General features: G+C 66.9%; 13 protein-coding genes. 7 read left to right on the forward strand and 6 right to left on the reverse strand.

Annotated features, from left to right (window positions below; all coding sequences use genetic code 11):
* The first annotated feature begins 17 nt into the window (after window positions 1–17).
* The gene (locus C1924_RS02630) at window positions 18–2,612 is read left to right on the forward strand and encodes a M14 family zinc carboxypeptidase (protein WP_108763955.1); all 2,595 of its coding nucleotides are present in this window, start codon (window positions 18–20) and stop codon (window positions 2,610–2,612) included.
* A 519-nt stretch (window positions 2,613–3,131) separates the two neighbouring features.
* On the opposite strand, the gene C1924_RS02635 is transcribed toward C1924_RS02630, so the two are convergent.
* The 3 genes from C1924_RS02635 to C1924_RS02645 all read right to left on the reverse strand — a co-directional run bounded on the left by C1924_RS02635 (window position 3,132) and on the right by C1924_RS02645 (window position 6,125).
* Complete coding sequence (locus C1924_RS02635; RefSeq protein ID WP_108763956.1) at window positions 3,132–3,755, reverse strand: hypothetical protein; 624 nt, start codon at window positions 3,753–3,755, stop codon at window positions 3,132–3,134.
* Window positions 3,756–3,847: 92 nt separating this feature from the next.
* Complete coding sequence (locus C1924_RS02640) at window positions 3,848–4,471, reverse strand: hypothetical protein (RefSeq protein ID WP_108766944.1); 624 nt, start codon at window positions 4,469–4,471, stop codon at window positions 3,848–3,850.
* Window positions 4,472–4,703: 232 nt separating this feature from the next.
* Window positions 4,704–6,125 carry a DEAD/DEAH box helicase gene (locus C1924_RS02645; RefSeq protein WP_108763957.1) on the reverse strand — a complete coding sequence of 474 codons (1,422 nt, stop codon included), beginning with the start codon at window positions 6,123–6,125 and terminating at the stop codon, window positions 4,704–4,706.
* Between the two features lie 929 nt (window positions 6,126–7,054).
* Here C1924_RS02645 and C1924_RS02655 point away from each other — a divergent pair.
* Complete coding sequence (locus C1924_RS02655; RefSeq protein WP_108763959.1) at window positions 7,055–8,044, forward strand: fumarylacetoacetate hydrolase family protein; 990 nt, start codon at window positions 7,055–7,057, stop codon at window positions 8,042–8,044.
* A gap of 14 nt (window positions 8,045–8,058) precedes the next feature.
* Entirely contained in the window at window positions 8,059–8,727 is a 669-nt protein-coding gene (gene maiA, locus C1924_RS02660) for a maleylacetoacetate isomerase (protein ID WP_108766945.1), read from the forward strand.
* A 22-nt stretch (window positions 8,728–8,749) separates the two neighbouring features.
* On the opposite strand, the gene C1924_RS02665 is transcribed toward maiA, so the two are convergent.
* The 3 genes from C1924_RS02665 to C1924_RS02675 all read right to left on the reverse strand — a co-directional run bounded on the left by C1924_RS02665 (window position 8,750) and on the right by C1924_RS02675 (window position 12,739).
* A complete protein-coding gene (locus tag C1924_RS02665) occupies window positions 8,750–10,234 on the reverse strand; it encodes a UdgX family uracil-DNA binding protein (protein WP_108763960.1) in 1,485 nt (494 codons plus the stop codon).
* On the reverse strand, window positions 10,215–11,498 hold the full coding sequence (locus C1924_RS02670; RefSeq protein ID WP_108763961.1) for a putative DNA modification/repair radical SAM protein: 1,284 nt from the start codon (window positions 11,496–11,498) through the stop codon (window positions 10,215–10,217). The genes C1924_RS02665 and C1924_RS02670 overlap by 20 nt, the downstream gene beginning before the upstream one ends.
* A gap of 110 nt (window positions 11,499–11,608) precedes the next feature.
* Window positions 11,609–12,739, reverse strand: a complete 1,131-nt coding sequence (locus C1924_RS02675; protein ID WP_108763962.1) for a PilT/PilU family type 4a pilus ATPase — start codon at window positions 12,737–12,739, stop codon at window positions 11,609–11,611.
* 121 nt (window positions 12,740–12,860) lie between these two features.
* Here C1924_RS02675 and C1924_RS02680 point away from each other — a divergent pair, with 121 nt between their 5' ends.
* The 4 genes from C1924_RS02680 (at window position 12,861) to C1924_RS02695 (ending at window position 16,450) form a co-directional block, all read left to right on the forward strand.
* Window positions 12,861–13,226 carry a DUF4398 domain-containing protein gene (locus C1924_RS02680; protein ID WP_032968485.1) on the forward strand — a complete coding sequence of 122 codons (366 nt, stop codon included), beginning with the start codon at window positions 12,861–12,863 and terminating at the stop codon, window positions 13,224–13,226.
* Window positions 13,223–14,107, forward strand: a complete 885-nt coding sequence (locus C1924_RS02685; protein ID WP_108763963.1) for an OmpA family protein — start codon at window positions 13,223–13,225, stop codon at window positions 14,105–14,107. The genes C1924_RS02680 and C1924_RS02685 overlap by 4 nt, the downstream gene beginning before the upstream one ends.
* A 324-nt stretch (window positions 14,108–14,431) precedes the next feature.
* A complete protein-coding gene (locus tag C1924_RS02690) occupies window positions 14,432–14,668 on the forward strand; it encodes a YdcH family protein (protein ID WP_004141535.1) in 237 nt (78 codons plus the stop codon).
* A gap of 411 nt (window positions 14,669–15,079) precedes the next feature.
* Entirely contained in the window at window positions 15,080–16,450 is a 1,371-nt protein-coding gene (locus C1924_RS02695; protein WP_108763964.1) for a pyridoxal-phosphate dependent enzyme, read from the forward strand.
* Window positions 16,451–16,532: the final 82 nt, after the last annotated feature.

The raw sequence follows: 16,532 nt of genomic DNA on the forward strand, positions 1-16,532 counted from the left end.
TTTCCCGGGGAGTTACCGTGTCCTTCCACCGCCGTGCCGTTCTTCCGCTGCTGCTTGCCGCCGCCACCGTCCTCGCTTCGCCGCTGGCCGCGCAGGCCCAGAGTGCGTACTTCTTCCCGCAGGCCACCGACGCTGCCGCGTTCGATGCCGCCATTCCCACCCCCGAGCAGTTCCTCGGCTACCCGATCGGCAGCCGCTACACCCGCCATGACCAGCTGGTGGCCTACTTCCAGGAACTGGCGAAGCACTCGGACAAGATCCGCGTGCAGGAGATCGGCCGCAGTTACGAAGGCCGGCCGCTGCTGATCGCCACCGTCACCGCTGCCGACAACCAGGCGCGCATCGACCGGATCCGCCAGCAGCACGCGACCCTGGTCGATCCGGCACAGCCGCGCAGCGCGGCCGGGGACAGCCCGGTGGTGGTCTGGCTGGGTTACAGCGTGCATGGCAACGAAACCTCCAGCGGCGAAGCGGCGATGCTGACCGCCTACTACCTGGTGGCCAACCGCAGTGCCGAAACCCAGCAGTGGCTGCAGCAGTCGGTGGTGCTGTTCGACCCCGCGCAGAACCCTGACGGCCGCGACCGCGCCGCCAACTGGCACAACGCGTGGGCTTCGGACCCGGCCTCGTCCGACCCGGCGGACAAGGAACACGTCGAACCGTTCCCGCAGGGCCGCACCAACCACTACTTCACCGATCTCAACCGCGATTGGCTGGCCCTGACCCAGCAGGATTCGCGGCCCAAGGTGGCCGTGTTCCACCAGTGGTACCCCAATGTGCAGATCGATTTCCATGAGATGGGCAAGGACAGCACGTACTACTTCGAGCCTTCGCCGAAGAGCATGCACAGCCCGCTGATTCCGGCCGCGTCGTACGAGTTCAACAAGACCCTGGCCGAGTACCACGCACAGTCGCTGGATGCGCTGAGCTCGCTGTACTACACCGGCGAAAACTACGACAACTTCTCGCCGGTCTACGGCTCGACCTATCCGGACTTCCATGGTGCGGTCGGCGTGACCGTGGAACAGGCCAGCTCGCGCGGCCGCGTACAGGAATCGGTGAACGGCCTGCTGACCTTCCCGTTCACCATCCGCAACCAGGTCGCCACCGGCCTGGGCACGGTGCGTGGTGCGGTGACCGAGCGCAGCGGCCTGTTCGATCTGCAGAAGACCTTCTTCCAGAGTGCATTGAAGCAGGCTGCGCAGCAGCCGGTGAAGAGCTTCGTGTTCGGCGATGCGCATGACCCCGCACTGACCCGGCGCCTGCTGGAACTGCTGCTGCTGCATCGCATCGAGGTACACGCACTGGATCGCACCGTGACGATCGACGGCCAGCGCTTCGACGCGGGCAGCGCCTACGTGGTGCCGGTGCAGCAGGCCCAGTTCCGCCTGGTCCACTCGATCTTTGCCGAGACTCCGCCGATCAAGGGCGACGTGTTCTACGGCAGCACCAGCTATGCGATCGCACCGGCCTACGGTGTCGCCTTTGCCGGCAGCCGCAGCCGCATCGACAGCGGTGCCCGCGTGGCGGAGCTGCCGACCGTGCAGGGCGCCGTGAATGGCGGCCAGGCCGGCTTTGCCTATGCCATCGACTGGCGTGACTACAACGCCGGCCGCGCGCTGGCCGCGCTGCAGGCCAAGGGGCTGAGTGCCCGCGCGGCGTTCAAGCCGTTCGGCAGCGCCACCGCGCAGGGCCAGGTGGACTTCGCCGCAGGCAGCCTGGTGATTCCGGTGGCCGGCCAGCCACTGCAGGGTGCGGCGCTGCTCGAAGCAGTGACCGCCGCTGCACGCGAGGCCGGCGTGCAGGTGCATGCCCTGTCCAGCGGCCGCAGCAGCGAAGGTATCGACCTGGGCAGTGATGGCGTCAAGGCGCTGCGCAGGCCTGCCGTGGCCCTGGTGATGGGCGAGGGCGTGTCCGCCACCGAGATTGGTTCGGCGTGGTTCCTGCTGGACCAGCAGCTGCACCTGCCGGCCAGCAAGCTGGACCCGCAGCAGCTGGGCAAGGTGTCGCTGGACCGCTACACCACCATCGTCCTGTCCGGCGGCACCTACACCGGCATCGACGCCGCCGCAGTGGCGGCGCTGAAGCGCTGGGTGCAGGCCGGTGGTTCGCTGGTGACCTACGGCAGTGCCTCGAAGTGGGCGGTGGAGCAGAAGCTGGCCGATGGTGAGTCGCTGGGCAAGGACGAAGACGTGCCCGGAACCGACCGTCGTGCGTTCGGTGACCAGCGTGACATCGCTGCGATCGAACGGGTCAGCGGCAACATCCTCAGCGCGGATGTCGATACCACGCACCCACTGGCGTTCGGCGTGCCGCGCCGGCAGCTGGCGATCAACAAGGAAAACACGGTGACGCTGCAGCCGAGTGCGAACCCGTTCTCGACGGTGGTGCGCATCGACGGGACGCCGCGGGTGAACGGTTACCTGTCCGAGCGCAACCGTGCGCGGGTGGCGGGGAGTGCGTGGCTGCTGGTGTCGGCGCAGGGGCAGGGCAACGTGGTGTTGTTTGCCGATGATCCGGCGCATCGAAAGTACTGGCACGGTACTGATCGCCTGCTGATCAATGCGATTTTCTTCGGGAATCTGGTGAATCCGGCCAAGGCGCGGGGTTGAGGCGTTTGGCGCCTTGACTGATGCGTGTGGGGGCGGCCGGGCGGGCTGCGCAGGACACGCCGTAAACCCATCCTTGGGGGCTCGATGGCGCCATCCATGGCGCCAACGGTCCTGCGCAGCCCGCCCGTCCGCCCCTCGACGGTTTCCTGCGGGCGCGGACGCATCAAACCCAAGGCGGGGGCAAGGGCAAAAGCAAAAGCAGAAGCAGAAGCAGCGGCTTCGGCTTCTGCTCTTGAATTTGAATTTGATCCTTCTTCCTCCGGCTACCCCGCGGGAGAAGGAAGGCGTTGGAAATGTCTGAAGCGTTGGGGAGCGGGGGCGGCGCAAAACCGTGAGGCGCATGGATGCGCCGACCGAGCCCCCATGGATGGGTTTACGGCGTGTTTTGCGCCGCCCCCGCTCCCCAACGCCCACGCAAAACCAACCGCAGGCTCTCAATCACCCCAGGTACCCAGCACAAAAAAAAGGACGGCGCCTCAGTGCCGTCCCTCGATAGCCCCCGCGCAGCGGAAACAATGGTCAGAAGCTGGCGCGCACGCCCGCCCTGTACTCGGATACATCCTTGTCGAACTGGCCTTCCAGCACGACGCCCCAGGTATCAGTGATGTTCACCTGGCCGCCCACCACGCCATACCAGCGTGCGTCCTGGCCATCGCCGCCGTTGGCGTAGCCGCCCTTCAGCCAGCCTTCGAGACTGTCGGTGAATCTGCCACGCACACCCACCATGCCCAGCACCTGGTTGAAGCGGGACGTCTGGCGGGATCGCTCGTCGCCGAGGCGGTAGTCCGACGTCGCCGAACGGTGGTTCCAGGCGAACTCGCTGGTGAAGTCCACGCGGTCGCCGATCGGTGCGTGATATCCCAGGCCCAGATAGGGAACGTCGAGGGTGGTCTTCACCCGCGCGGCGCCTGCGCGTTCGCTTCCGCTGACGCGCGAAGCGCCGACGATCACGTGGAACTGCGGTGCAACCGCAAACGATCCGCGCACATAGCCGCCGTCTGCGGTGATGTCACCGGCGCTGCCGGCGTCCAGTTGCAGCCGGTTCCAGCCACCTTCCACGTAGGTATAACTGAGTTCGTCGCTGGCCAATGCCAGCAGTGGCGTTGCACACAACAGGCCGACGGCCAGAAGCATCTTGCGCATGTTCAAGTCCTTGTGGGGCGCGAGGGCGCCAGGCAGTGCCGGCCCGTACCGCAGTATGGGCCGAGCAGGTGCCTGGAAAACGCAGGTTGGAATCAGAAGCTCGCGCGGACGCCGACGCGGTACTCGGCAAAGTCGTCGTAGAACTGGCCTTCGGCAACCACGCCCCAGGTGCGGTTGAAGCTGACCTGGCCGCCGACAGTGCCTGTCCAGGTGCCGTCGAAGTGGTTGTTGCCGTCCATGTAGCCCGCCTTCAACCACGCCTCGGTCCTTGCCGAAGGCTTGCCACGAACGCCGAAGTTGCCCACGGCCGTGTTGACGGAGGTCCGGCTGCGGTAGGTCTCGCCGTCGAACTGGACTTCGCTCTTGCCTGTGCGGCGGTTCCAGGCGATGTCTGCAGTGAAGTCCAGGCGCTCGCTCAACGGCATGTGGTAGCCGATGCCCAGATGGGGCTGCTCGAGCGTGGTCTTGACGCTGGAATACGCGTAGTGGCTGGTGTCGCTGACGCGCGACCAGCCACCGAACACATTGACCTGTTCGGCGATGGCGAAGGAACCACGGATGTAGCCGCCATCGGCCTTGGGATCGTCGAGGGCATTGGAGCTGATCTGCAGCTGGTTCCAGCCGCCTTCCACGTAGGTGTAGCTCATGCCGTCAGCGGCAATGGCCGTCAGAGGAGCGCCGAGCAGCAGCGTGGAGGCCAGGAAAAACTTGCGCATCATGCGTGTCCTTATCGAGTGGCTATCCAGACCGGGACATGCAGGGACGTGACCCGGCTGCGACGTCATGTCGCTGGCCGAGTCTACCCAGATTTCACGCGCCGTAGACATCGTGCGGGGCCGCGGGCGAAACGGGTATCGATCCATTCAGGAAACGCGATACGTGCCGAGGACACAAAAAAAGAGACGCCGCATTCGCGGCGTCCCTCTCTGCATTACCTGATGCGGCAGATCAGCCGGCGCGACCGCCGCCGTTGCCGCCCTGGCCACGGCCACGGCCGCCGCCATTGCCACCACTGCCACGGCGCTGGCCCTGGCCTGCGCCCGCACCGGCACGCTGCTGGCCGTTGCCACCACCTTCGCGACGGCCACCGCCGGTCTTCTTCGGGCCCGCATGTGCATGGCGCGGCGCATCGCCGTGCGGGCGACGCGCGTGGCTCTTGCGCGGTGCGCGCTCGCCGGTATCGTGCTCGGCCTTGCCCGGTGCACTGTTGCCCCAACGGATCGGCGTCTGCAGCTCGAAGCCGGGCACATCGCGGATGTCCATGTCACGGCCCAGCAGGCGGGTGATCGCGCGCAGCAGCTTCACTTCATCCTGCGCCACCAGCGAGATCGCCTGGCCGGTCGAACCGTTGCGGCCGGTACGGCCGATACGGTGCACGTAGTCCTCGGCCACCATCGGCAGGTCGAAGTTGATCACCTTCGGCAGCTCGTTGATGTCGATGCCGCGCGCCGCGATATCGGTGGCCACCAGCACGGTCACGCGCCCGGCCTTGAAGTCGCCCAGTGCGCGCAGGCGCTGGCCCTGGCTCTTGTTGCCGTGGATCGCCGCGGTCTTGATGCCGGACTTTTCCAGGAACGTGGCCAGCTTGTCGCTGCCGTGCTTGGTGCGTGCGAAGACCAGGGTCTGCTCGCGGCTGTCCTGGGCCAGCAGGTGCAGCAGCAGGTCACGCTTGCGGCTGCCATCGACCGGGTGCACCTTGTGGGTGATGGTCTCGGCCACGGTGTTCTTCGGCGTCACCTGGATCTGTTCCGGGTTGCGCATGAACTCCAGCGCGAGCTGGCGGATGTTGTCCTCGAAGGTGGCCGAGAACAGCAGGGTCTGGCGGTTCTGCTTCGGCAGCTTGGCGAGGATGCGCTTGATCGACGGCAGGAAGCCCATGTCGAGCATGCGGTCAGCTTCGTCCAGGATCAGCACTTCGATGCCGGACAGGTCGACGCTGCGGCGCTCCAGGTGATCGATCAGGCGGCCCGGGCAGGCCACCAGCAGGTCCACGCCACGGCGCAGGATGTCCAACTGGTTGCCCATGCCGACGCCGCCGTAGATGCAGGCGCTGGGGATGCGCAGGTACTTGCTGTAGCCGCGCAGGCTGTCATGCACCTGGGTGGCCAGTTCGCGGGTCGGGGCCAGGATCAGCGCGCGCGGCTTGCGCGGGCCGGCACGCACTTCCTGCGAGGCGGTGCCCAGGTGCTGCAGCAGCGGCAGGCCGAAGGCCGCGGTCTTGCCGGTACCGGTCTGTGCACCGGCCAGCAGGTCGCGACCGGCCAGTGCCAGCGGGATCGCCTGCTGCTGGATCGGGGTCGGGTTTTCGTAGCCCTGCTCGGCAAGCGCACGCAGCAGGAAGGGCGCCAGGCCCAGGGATTCAAAAGACATTGAGATTGCTCCAAGTACAAGAAACGCCTGTCCGAACGGACAGACGGGGGCAGATCAAACTGATCGGCTGACTCGGAGCGTTCCCGTGAACCGCGCTGCGAGAATTGGGTGCAGCCGGCACGGAGCGCAGGCTGGAATGCGTGACGAACGGCGTCGGAGTGGGGGCGGGCGAGGAGGGCGGACCCAGATCGCCGGCGATCCCGGAGGGAAACGGACGGCCGCTGCAGACCCCGCAATTCTAAACGATCTTCAAGACTCCACGCAAAAACCCCTGTTCAGGTAGGGGGCCCTGCACCTGCGGTAGTGCCGGCCGCTGGCCGGCAACCCGAACGGCAACGTCAAAAGCTGGCTTCCCGAGGGTTGGCGGGGTGGGTCCGGTGGAGGGGGACGCCGTCAACCCATCCATGGAGTGCCCCGCCTTCTACAGTTGTGCGCGATCTATTGGAACGGGGTCGGATCCCGTTGCTTCGCAACGGGTTCTGACCCCAGATCTACTTCAATATCTGACAGATGTGCCGACCAACGGTCGGCACCTACCAACAGCGGAGTGAACCTGTCGAAGGCGGGGCACTGCGGGTTGGCGGGGTGTGAGCCGCATGGGCCCGAGGCATGCCTCGGGCGGGTTGGGCAGGACGCCCAACCCCGGTCTTGCCGTGTGCGCAGGACAGCGCACACGAGCAAGCGGCGACCAAGCCCCCATGGACGGGTTAACGGCGTCCCCGCAAACCCACAATGCCCCGCCATCCCACGGAATGCCGCTCTGGCTGTTGCTGTTGCCGGCCAGCGGCCGGCACTACCGCAGGTGCAGGGCTGCAAGCCCTGCCGCCCCCCACTACGGTAGGGTGGCCCGATGCCGCGCTGCAGCTTGGCTGTACCGCGCATTTGATTACACTTGAAACTTGTTTGCCCACGACTCCGGACACCCACCCATGAAGCTTGGTTCTTTGAAGGAAGGCGGCCGCGACGGCACCCTCATCGTCGTCTCGCGTGACCTGCGCCACGGCGTGCGCGCCACCGGCATTGCTTCCACCCTGCAGCAGGCCCTGGAGGACTGGAACCACATTGCCCCGCGCCTGAACGCCCTCTACGAATCGCTGAACGCCGGCGATGCCGATGGCGTATTCGACCTCGATCCGCAGGCGCTGGCCGCGCCGATGCCGCGCGCTTATGAATTCGTCGACGGCAGCGCCTACCTGCCGCATGTCGAGCGCGTGCGCCGCGCCCGCGGCGCCGAGGTGCCGGAAAGCTTCTACACCGATCCGCTGATGTACCAGGCCACGAGTGCCGGATTCTACGGCCCGCGCGACGCCGTCAAGGTGGTCAGCGAGGCGTACGGCATCGATCTGGAAGCCGAGATCGTGGTCATCACCGACGACGTGCCGATGGCCGTCACCCCGGAACAGGCCGCTGGCCATATCCAGCTGGTGGGCCTGGTGAATGACGTCTCGCTGCGCAACCTGATCCCCGGCGAACTGGCCAAGGGCTTCGGCTTCCTGCAGTCCAAGCCGCGTTCGGCACTGTCGCCGGTATTCGTCACCCCCGACGAACTGGGCGTCGCCTGGCAGGACAGCAAGGTGCACCTGCCGCTGCTGACCCACATCAATGGCCAGTGGTTCGGCGCACCGGAAGCCGGCGTGGACATGCAGTTCAACTTCGCCCAGCTGGTCGCGCATGCGGCAAAAACCCGGCCGCTGGGTGCCGGCACCATCGTTGGTTCGGGCACCATCGCCAACGAAGACACCAGCAAGGGCGCGTCCTGCTTTGCCGAACAGCGCACCGTGGAAACGCTGCGCGACGGCAAGCCCAGCACGCCGTTCATGTCCTTCGGCGATGTGGTCCGCATCGAGATGCTCGACGCGGCCGGCAACAGCATCTTCGGCGCGATCGAACAGCGCATCGAACACGCGGCCACGCCCTGAGCATGGAGGCGGTGATGGAGATTCCGGTTGACGACGGCATCGTGCTGTACACCTACTGGCGATCCAGCGCCGCCTACCGCGTGCGCATCGGCCTGGAACTGAAGGGGCTGGCCTGGGAGGGCCGGCCGGTGCACCTGGTGCGCGATGGGGGCGAGCAGCATGCCAGCGCCTACGCCGCGCTCAACCCGCAGCAGCTGGTGCCGGCACTGCTGCACGAGGGCCATACGCTCACCCAGTCGATGGCGGTCCTGGAATATCTCGACGAGCGCTTCCCGCAGGTACCGCTGCTGCCGGCCGACGCGGTCGGCCGTGCGCGGGTGCGGGCGCTGGCCCAGCTGGTGGCCTGCGACATCCACCCGATCAACAACCTGCGGGTGATGCAGTACCTCGAACGAAGCCTGCAGGTTCCGGCCGACGCGCGCACGGAGTGGACCCTGCACTGGATGGCCGAAGGCTTGGCCGCGATGGAGTCGATGCTCGCGGGCAGTGCGGATACCGGCATGTTCTGCCACGGTGACCGCGCCGGCCTGGCCGACATCTGCCTGCTGCCGCAGTTGTACAACGCCCATCGCTTCGGCCTGGATCTGGCGCCGTACCCGACCCTGCGCCGCATCGAAGCCGCCTGCCAGGCGCTGGAGGCCTTCGACCGCGCCCGCCCGGAAAACCAGCCCGACGCCGCCTGACCCAAAAAGGGGACGGAGGGGATCAGGTCGTTTGTGCACAAACGACCTGATCCCCTCCGTCCCCTTTCTCGTGCAGCTGGGCCAGGTCGTCGCGGAACAGCCGATAGGCATCCTCGCGCCGCGCATCGTCCGCCTGCCGCAGCACCCATGCCGGGTGCACGGTGGCGTAGCCGCGGGTGCCGTCTTCCAGCGTGTGCCAGCGACCGCGGTCGCGCGACAGCTGGAAGCCCGCACCAAACACCGATGCGGCGGCAGTCGCGCCCAGGCAGATGATGATCTGCGGCCGCACGCGCGCGATCTCACCCAGCAGCCACGGTTGGCAGGCCTGCACATGGCGGCTTTCCGGCCGCTTGTGCAGGCGCACCTTGCCGCGTCGTTCGTGGTGGAAGTGTTTGACCGCATTGGTCAGGTACAGCGTGGCGCGGTCGATGCCCAGCTCGGCCAGCGCCCGGTCCAGCAGCTGGCCGGCCGGTCCGGCGAAGGGGCGGCCGCACAGATCCTCGGTATCGCCGGGCTGCTCGCCAACCACCATCACCCGTGCGTCGGCCGGCCCTTGGCCGAACACCACCTGGGTGGCCGGTTCCCACAGCGGGCACTGCCGGCAGCCGGCGGCCTGGGCGCGCAACGCGTCGAGGCTGCCCGGCACCCGCTCGGTCTGGCCTGCGGCAGGGCGTGGCGGAATCTTCCGCTGCGGCGCCTGCGCGGGCCGGTCGTGCATGTCCTGCACGCGGTCGCCGGCGTCGCGCACCAGCCCCGGCAGCAGTTGTGCTTCGGGCAGGTGGCGCCAGTACCGTGCCGGCATTTCCTGCAGCATCATCCGGGTGTTCAACCGCGCCGGGTTGAAGATGCTGGCGTAGTAGGTCTGCCACAGCGATTCGCGTGCATCCTCGGCCGGGGCGTCCTCGCGGCGCCCGCCCGGCCCGAAGGCCAATGCCTGTCCGTCCCAGTGCACGCTGCGGCCAGGGGTGAGGATGGCCCAGCGCATGCCGGCGAAGCGGCGCGCGAAGAACGGCGCGACCCGCTCGACGATGTGATGGTCGGGCTCGAACCACGCGATGAAGGCATCGGTCTGGCCGGGCACCTCGCGGAAGCGTACGAAGGCCTTCATCTTGTGCGTGTCGCGGCGCACCGCCTGGGCCAGCGCCATCGCCCGCAGCACATCGGCATCGGCCGGATTGGAAAGCAGGCCGCGCTCGCCATGGGTGATGCGCCACAGCAGCCGGTACAGCAGGGCCAGGCGCTGTGGCTCGCGATGGCACAGGCACGTCGCGGCCAACTCCAGGAAATCGCGTGGCACCGCGGGCACGCTGGCAGCCGCTGGCAGGCGCGCCTGCTGCACGCCCGGTGCGTCCAGCAGCGAGGCCGCGGTGCCTTCCAGCCAATCCAGCTGCGCCGGGGCCACGTCGCGCAGCAGCGCCTCGCGCGCAGCGTCGCGCCAGGCCTCCAGCGACCACGGCGGGTCTACCCGCAGCGACCAGCGCTGTGCGTCAGGCGGCGGGCGGCGCATCGAACAGCGAGCCCTGGCGCGGCGGCGGGGCCAGCTGCGCGCGCAGCGCGGCCGGGTCGTCCAGCGCCTTGCGCGGGTGATGGTCGGCCAGCATCACGAACGGCAGCAGCTTGCTCATCGGCGCCTTCAGCCGGGCCACGTCGGCCACCCGCAGGCGGCCGTGGCGACGCGCCATCAGCACCCGCTTCACATTACGTACGCCCAGCCCCGGCACGCGCAGCAGCAGCTCTTTCGGCGCGCGGTTCAGATCCACCGGGAAGCGCTCGGGGTGGCGGATCGCCCAGGCCATCTTCGGGTCGATGTCCAGGTCCAGCATGCCGTCCCGGGTGGTATCGGTGATCTCCTCCACGCCATACCCGTAGAAGCGCAGCAGCCAGTCGGCCTGGTAAAGGCGATGCTCGCGCTGCAGCGGCGGCGGCTGCAGCGGCAGCTGGCGGCTGGCATCGGGAATGGGGCTGAAGGCGGAGTAGTAGACCCGGCGCATGCGGTAGTTGCCGTACAGCGCATCGGCACTGGCCAGGATCTGCTGGTCGTTGGCACCGTCGGCGCCGACGATCATCTGCGTGCTCTGCCCGGCCGGGGCAAAGCGGGGAGGGCGCGGGCGTGCACTGCGGGTTGGCGTTGGCGCGATCACGGCCGGCGCCTTGCGCGCCTCCTTGGCTTCTTCGATGCGCCAGCGCAGCTCACCCATCGCGCCACGGATCGAATGCACGGTCTTTTCAGGCGCCAGCGCGTTCAGGCCGGCTTCGGTCGGCAGTTCCACGTTGATGGAGAGGCGGTCGGCGTAGCGCCCGGCACTGGCCAGCAGTTCGGGCGAGGCCTCGGGAATGGTCTTGAGGTGGATGTAGCCGGCATAGCGGTGTTCTTCGCGCAGCTGCCGCGCCACTTCCACCATCTGTTCCATCGTGTAGTCGGCATTGCGGATGATGCCGCTGGAAAGGAACAGACCTTCGATGTAGTTGCGCTTGTAGAAGTCCAGGGTCAGTGCAACCACTTCGTCCACGCTGAAGCGCGCCCGCGGCACGTTGCTGGACACGCGGTTCACGCAGTACGCACAGTCGTAGATGCAGAAGTTGGTCAGCAGGATCTTCAGCAGCGAAACGCAGCGGCCATCCGGCGTGTAGCTGTGGCAGATGCCCATGCCTTCGGTGCTGCCGATGCCGCCACTGTTGCGGGAATCGCGTTTGCCCGCGCCGCTGGAAGCGCACGAGGCGTCGTACTTGGCGGCGTCGGCCAGGATGGCCAGCTTGCGGATGGTTTCCATTGAGGAAACCTACGGACAGGGGGTCTCATTGGATGAGACAGCCCCTTAACCCTTCAGGATTCCGCCGGGCATGGCCCGGCGCTACCGGGTGGCTTCGTCCCCTTTCTGGCTCAGAAGCCGTGGGTGATGCTGGTCTGGGTGGGCGAGGAGAAATCCGCGTACGGATCATGCTCGCCGCTGCTGCCTTCGGACAGGCGGAACTTCAACGCCAGTCCGTCACGCGAGTCGGCCGCGCGCAGCGCTTCTTCCTGCTCGATCACCCCGGCCTTGGCCAGGCGGAACAAGCACTGGTCGAAGCTTTCCATGCCTTCTTCCAGGGAAGCCTCCATCGCCGCCTTGATCTCGTGAACCTGGCCGCGGCGCAGCAGGTCGCGGATCATCGGCGTATTGATCAGCACCTCGGTGGCCGGCAGGCGTCGGCCCTCCTTGTTCTTCACCAGGCGCTGGCTGATGACGGCACGCAGGTTCAGCGCGAGGTTCATCAGCACGTTCTTGTGCGCGCTTTCCGGGAAGAAGTTGAGGATGCGCTCGATGGTCTGGTCGGCGTTGTTGGAGTGCAGGGTGGCCAGGCACAGGTGGCCGGTCTCGGCGAAGGCAATGGCCGCCTCCATCGTCTCGGCATCCAGGATCTCGCCGATCAGGATCACGTCCGGCGCCTCACGCATCGCGTTCTTCAGCGCGTTGTGGAAGGCATGGGTGTCCAGGCCGACCTCACGCTGGTTGACGATGGACATCTTGTGCTTGTGCAGGTACTCGATCGGGTCCTCGATGGTGAGGATGTGCCCGGTGGTCGTACTGTTGCGGTGGTCGATCATCGATGCCAGCGAGGTGGACTTGCCCGAGCCGGTGGACCCCACCACCAGCACCAGCCCACGCGGGGTCATGATGACGTCCTTCAGTACCTGCGGCAGGTTGAGCTCTTCGATGCTCGGAATCCGGCTGCGGATGGCACGGATGACCATGCCGACCTCGCCCCGCTGCTTGAAAACATTGACGCGGAAGCGCCCGGCATCGGCCAGGGCGATGGCCATGTTGAGCTCCAGTTCGCGCTCGAACTGGGGCACCTGGCCCTCGTCCATCAGCGAATAGGCGATTTTCTTGACCATACCCGGCGGCAGGCCGGTATTGCCCAGCGGGTACAGCTTGCCTTCGATCTTGATGTAGACCGGCGCGCCGGTGGTCAAGAACATGTCCGAAGCGTTCTTTTCGGTCATCAGCTTCAGGAAGTAGCCGATATCCATTGCGAATTTTCCCCAACGAAACTGCCGGCGCCCGTTGCAAGCACGGTGTCGGCTTGACGACAATGGCCGTGAACCGACAACCGGTACGGCCTCCCCAATGAAACGACTTAGCTTCGCACGAATGCGCCACAGCCTGTATGTGATGGCGTTTGCATTCGCACTCTCTGCCCCCGCCTGGGCGCAGGACGGTGCGATGGAACTGGCCCAGGCCCGCCAGGCAGTGGACAAGGCCACCCAGGCCGATGCCGACCAGTACGCCCCCGATCTGATCGGTCTGGCCCGCCAGGGCCTGGAGCAGGCCCAGCGCGCCGCCGGCGACCGCCGCGAGCGCAAGAACGCCCCGGCGCTGGCCCTGCGCGCCGCTGCCGATGCGGACCTGGCCCGTGCCCGCAGCGAGGAGGCCACGGCCACGGCCCAGCTGCAGCTGCGCCGCAACGAGGTCAACCAGCTTCAGCGCCAGCTGTCGACCGGGGAGGACCGTCGATGAAGTCGATCCCTGCCTTGGCCCTGGCCACCGCGCTGGCCCTGCCGGCATTGGCCAGCGCCGCCGACAACCCGATGGTCGGCCAGCTGACCCAGCGCCTGATGAACATCCAGGCCAATCCGGATACCGCCGAGCTGGCCGCGTTCGAGCGCATGCAGGCCCAGCAGGCCATCGCCACGCTGGACAAGGCCAAGCGCCGCGACCAGGAGCTGGCAACCTATCTGGCCGAGCGCCGGGTCGAGATTGCCGAAACCAGCGTGCGTGCCGCCCTGGCCGCCCGCGAGGTCGACCGCCTGGAGCGCACCCGCAGCGACCTGCTGATCGAAGCCAGCCGCCGCGATGCCGCCCGTGCCCGCCAGGAGGCCGAACAGCTGCGCATGCAGGCGCAGATGCAGGCTGAAGAGGCCGAGCGCCTGCGCCAGGCCGCGGAAGCGGAGACCCTGGCCCGGCAGGACGCAGAGAACGCCCTGACCAGCGTGGCCGGCAAGCAGCAGCAGCGCCTCAGCTCGGCCCAGCAGAACGCCGCCAAGCTGGCGCGTGAGGAAGCCGAGCTGGTGTCCGGGCAGAAGCTGCCGGGCTCGAAGTTCGATGCCCGCGGCGAGGTCTTCACCCTGGGCGGCGATGCCTTCGCCGTTGGCGCGGCCAGCCTGTCCGGCGGCGCGAAGAACCAGGCCAAGGCGCTGGCCGAGTACCTGAACATCGGCAAGAAGGGCCGGGTCCGCATCGAGGCGTATGACAGCGCGAACGGCGTCGGCCAGAAGCGTGCCGAAGCCCTGCGGGATGCCCTGGTCTCAGCCGGCGTCGCCAGCAGCCGGATCCAGGTCAGCGGCAAGAAGGCCGCGTCCACCAAGGCCCGCTCGGCCGAGGTCATCGTCGCCCCGTAATTGTTTGAATTTGTTTGTTTTTCGTTGCACTGAGCATTCAGCCTGAACCCCGCCCCGGCGGGGTTCGGTCTTTTTGTCGCGGGGGTCTTGTACCCGGCCCGGAGCAGGCGTAGGGTCAATCGTCCGGGACGCAATGCCGCGGACCGGACGATGGGAGGGCCGGGCCGATGAAAGCAGGGCGCGAACCGCAGCAGATCGACGTGCGCAGGCCAGTGCCGCAGGTCGTTGTGGGCACCCATGTGGCCATTGACCGGCACTCCTCCATGAACAACGCCCCGTGCCTTGCGGCCGGGGCGTTCGTGTATCTGTCGAAGGAGGTCCATCATGTTTGAAGATCAGCCCCAGAGCGAGATCGACGCCCGTCGCGCGCGTGATCCGGAGTTCCGGGCACTCCATGACCAGCACCGCAAGTTGAACAAGAAGTGCATGGACGCGGAGTTGGGTGTACTCCCGATCGATGATGTCACCCTGGGTCGCATGAAGCGCGAGAAGCTGCTGGCCAAGCAACGCCTCATGCGGATGTACGAAACACCGCTCGCCACGACGTCCCCCACGCACTGACGCTCCGGTCGCGCCGGGAACGGCGCAACCCGGCCACTGATGGCCCCGCGGTCCGGCCGGCAACGGCCACCGCGCCAAGGCACCACAGGCGGTGGTGCCTTGGCTTGCAGGCACGGCCTGCAACTTTCCTGCAACCTTGTCCACCGATGCGGGCGGTACTGGTCTCCTCGTCGATCCAGGGCCGTCCGCATCCCCTGGGACGCCAGCCGAGCGTGGGCTCGGCTCTGCAAAGGCCAGCCGGGCGCTGATTGCCCGGGTGGGTGCCGACGGTGCTCTGGTAGGTGCCGACCGTGCCCGGGTGGGTGCCAACCGTTGGTCGGCACACCTCGCCTCACCGCTCCTGACTTTCGTCGTCATCCGTCGGATAATCCACTGTCCGGCCCTCTGCGGCGCGAAGCGAAAGTCCCCCGAATGCCCATCCATTCCTCCGTCCTCGAACTCATCGGCCAGACCCCCATCGTCAAGGCCCAGCGCCTGGATACCGGTGTCTGCGAGCTCTACCTGAAGCTCGAAAGCGCCAACCCGGGCGGATCGATCAAGGACCGCATCGGTCTGTCGATGATCGAAGCAGCGGAACAGCGCGGCGATCTGAAGCCCGGCGCGACCCTGGTCGAAGGCACGGCCGGCAACACCGGCCTGGGCCTGGCGCTGGTGGCGCAGCAGAAGGGCTACAAGCTGATCCTCGTCGTGCCCGACAAGATGAGCCGCGAAAAGATCTTCAACCTGAAGGCGATGGGCGCCGAAGTGCGCCTGACCCGTTCGGACGTGGCCAAGGGCCACCCGGAGTACTACCAGGACCTGGCCAAGACCATCGCTGACCAGACCCCAGGCGCGTACTTCATCAACCAGTTCGGCAACCCGGACAACCCGGCCGCGCACGAATTCGGCACCGGCCCTGAGATCCTCGAGCAGATGGGCGGTGACCTCGACGCCATCGTGTTCGGCTGCGGCAGCTCGGGCACCATGACCGGCCTGTCGCGCGCCTTCGCCAAGCTGTCGCCGAAGACCGAGCTGGTGCTGGCCGATCCGGTCGGCTCCATCCTGGCCGAGTACATCAACGACGGCCATCTGAACGACAAGTCGGGCAGCTGGCTGGTGGAAGGCATCGGCGAAGACTTCCTGCCGTCCATCTCGGACTTCAGCCGCGTCAAGAAGGCGTATGCCATCACCGATGCCGAGAGCTTCCATACCGCCCGTGAACTGCTGGGCAAGGAAGGCATCCTCGGTGGATCGTCCACCGGCACCCTGCTGGCCGCCGGCCTGAAGTACTGCCGCGAGCAGACCACGCCGAAGAAGGTGCTGGTGCTGGTGCCCGACACCGGCAACAAGTACCTGTCCAAGATGTACAACGACTACTGGATGCTGGACAACGGCTTCCTGGAGCGCCCGCAGCACGGCGACCTGCGCGACCTGATCCTGCGCCCGTATGGCCAGCGCGATACTGTCGTGATCGGCCCGAACGATCTGCTCACCACTGCCTACCAGCGAATGAAGCTGTACGACGTGTCGCAGCTGCCGGTGATGGACGGCGACCAGCTGGTCGGCATCGTCGATGAAAGCGATGTGCTGCTGCACGTCTATGGCGATGAAGCCCGCTTCCGCGACCCGGTGGCCACCGCCATGGTCAGCAAGCTGGACCGGCTGGACGTGAAGTCGCCGATCGAGGCCCTGCTGCCGGTGTTCGACCGCGGCCAGGTAGCCATCGTGATGGACGGCGGCACCTTCCTCGGCCTGATCACCCGCATCGATCTGCTGAACTTCCTGCGCCGCCGCGTGCAATAAGTTGCAGATCGCTGCCGTTCCCGCTGAATTCCGGTTTATTTGCGTCAAAGCTCGTTAAGGCTGCGCTGATAGACTCCCGATC

The organism is Stenotrophomonas sp. ESTM1D_MKCIP4_1 (assembly GCF_003086895.1).
In the GTDB taxonomy this organism is placed as follows: domain Bacteria; phylum Pseudomonadota; class Gammaproteobacteria; order Xanthomonadales; family Xanthomonadaceae; genus Stenotrophomonas.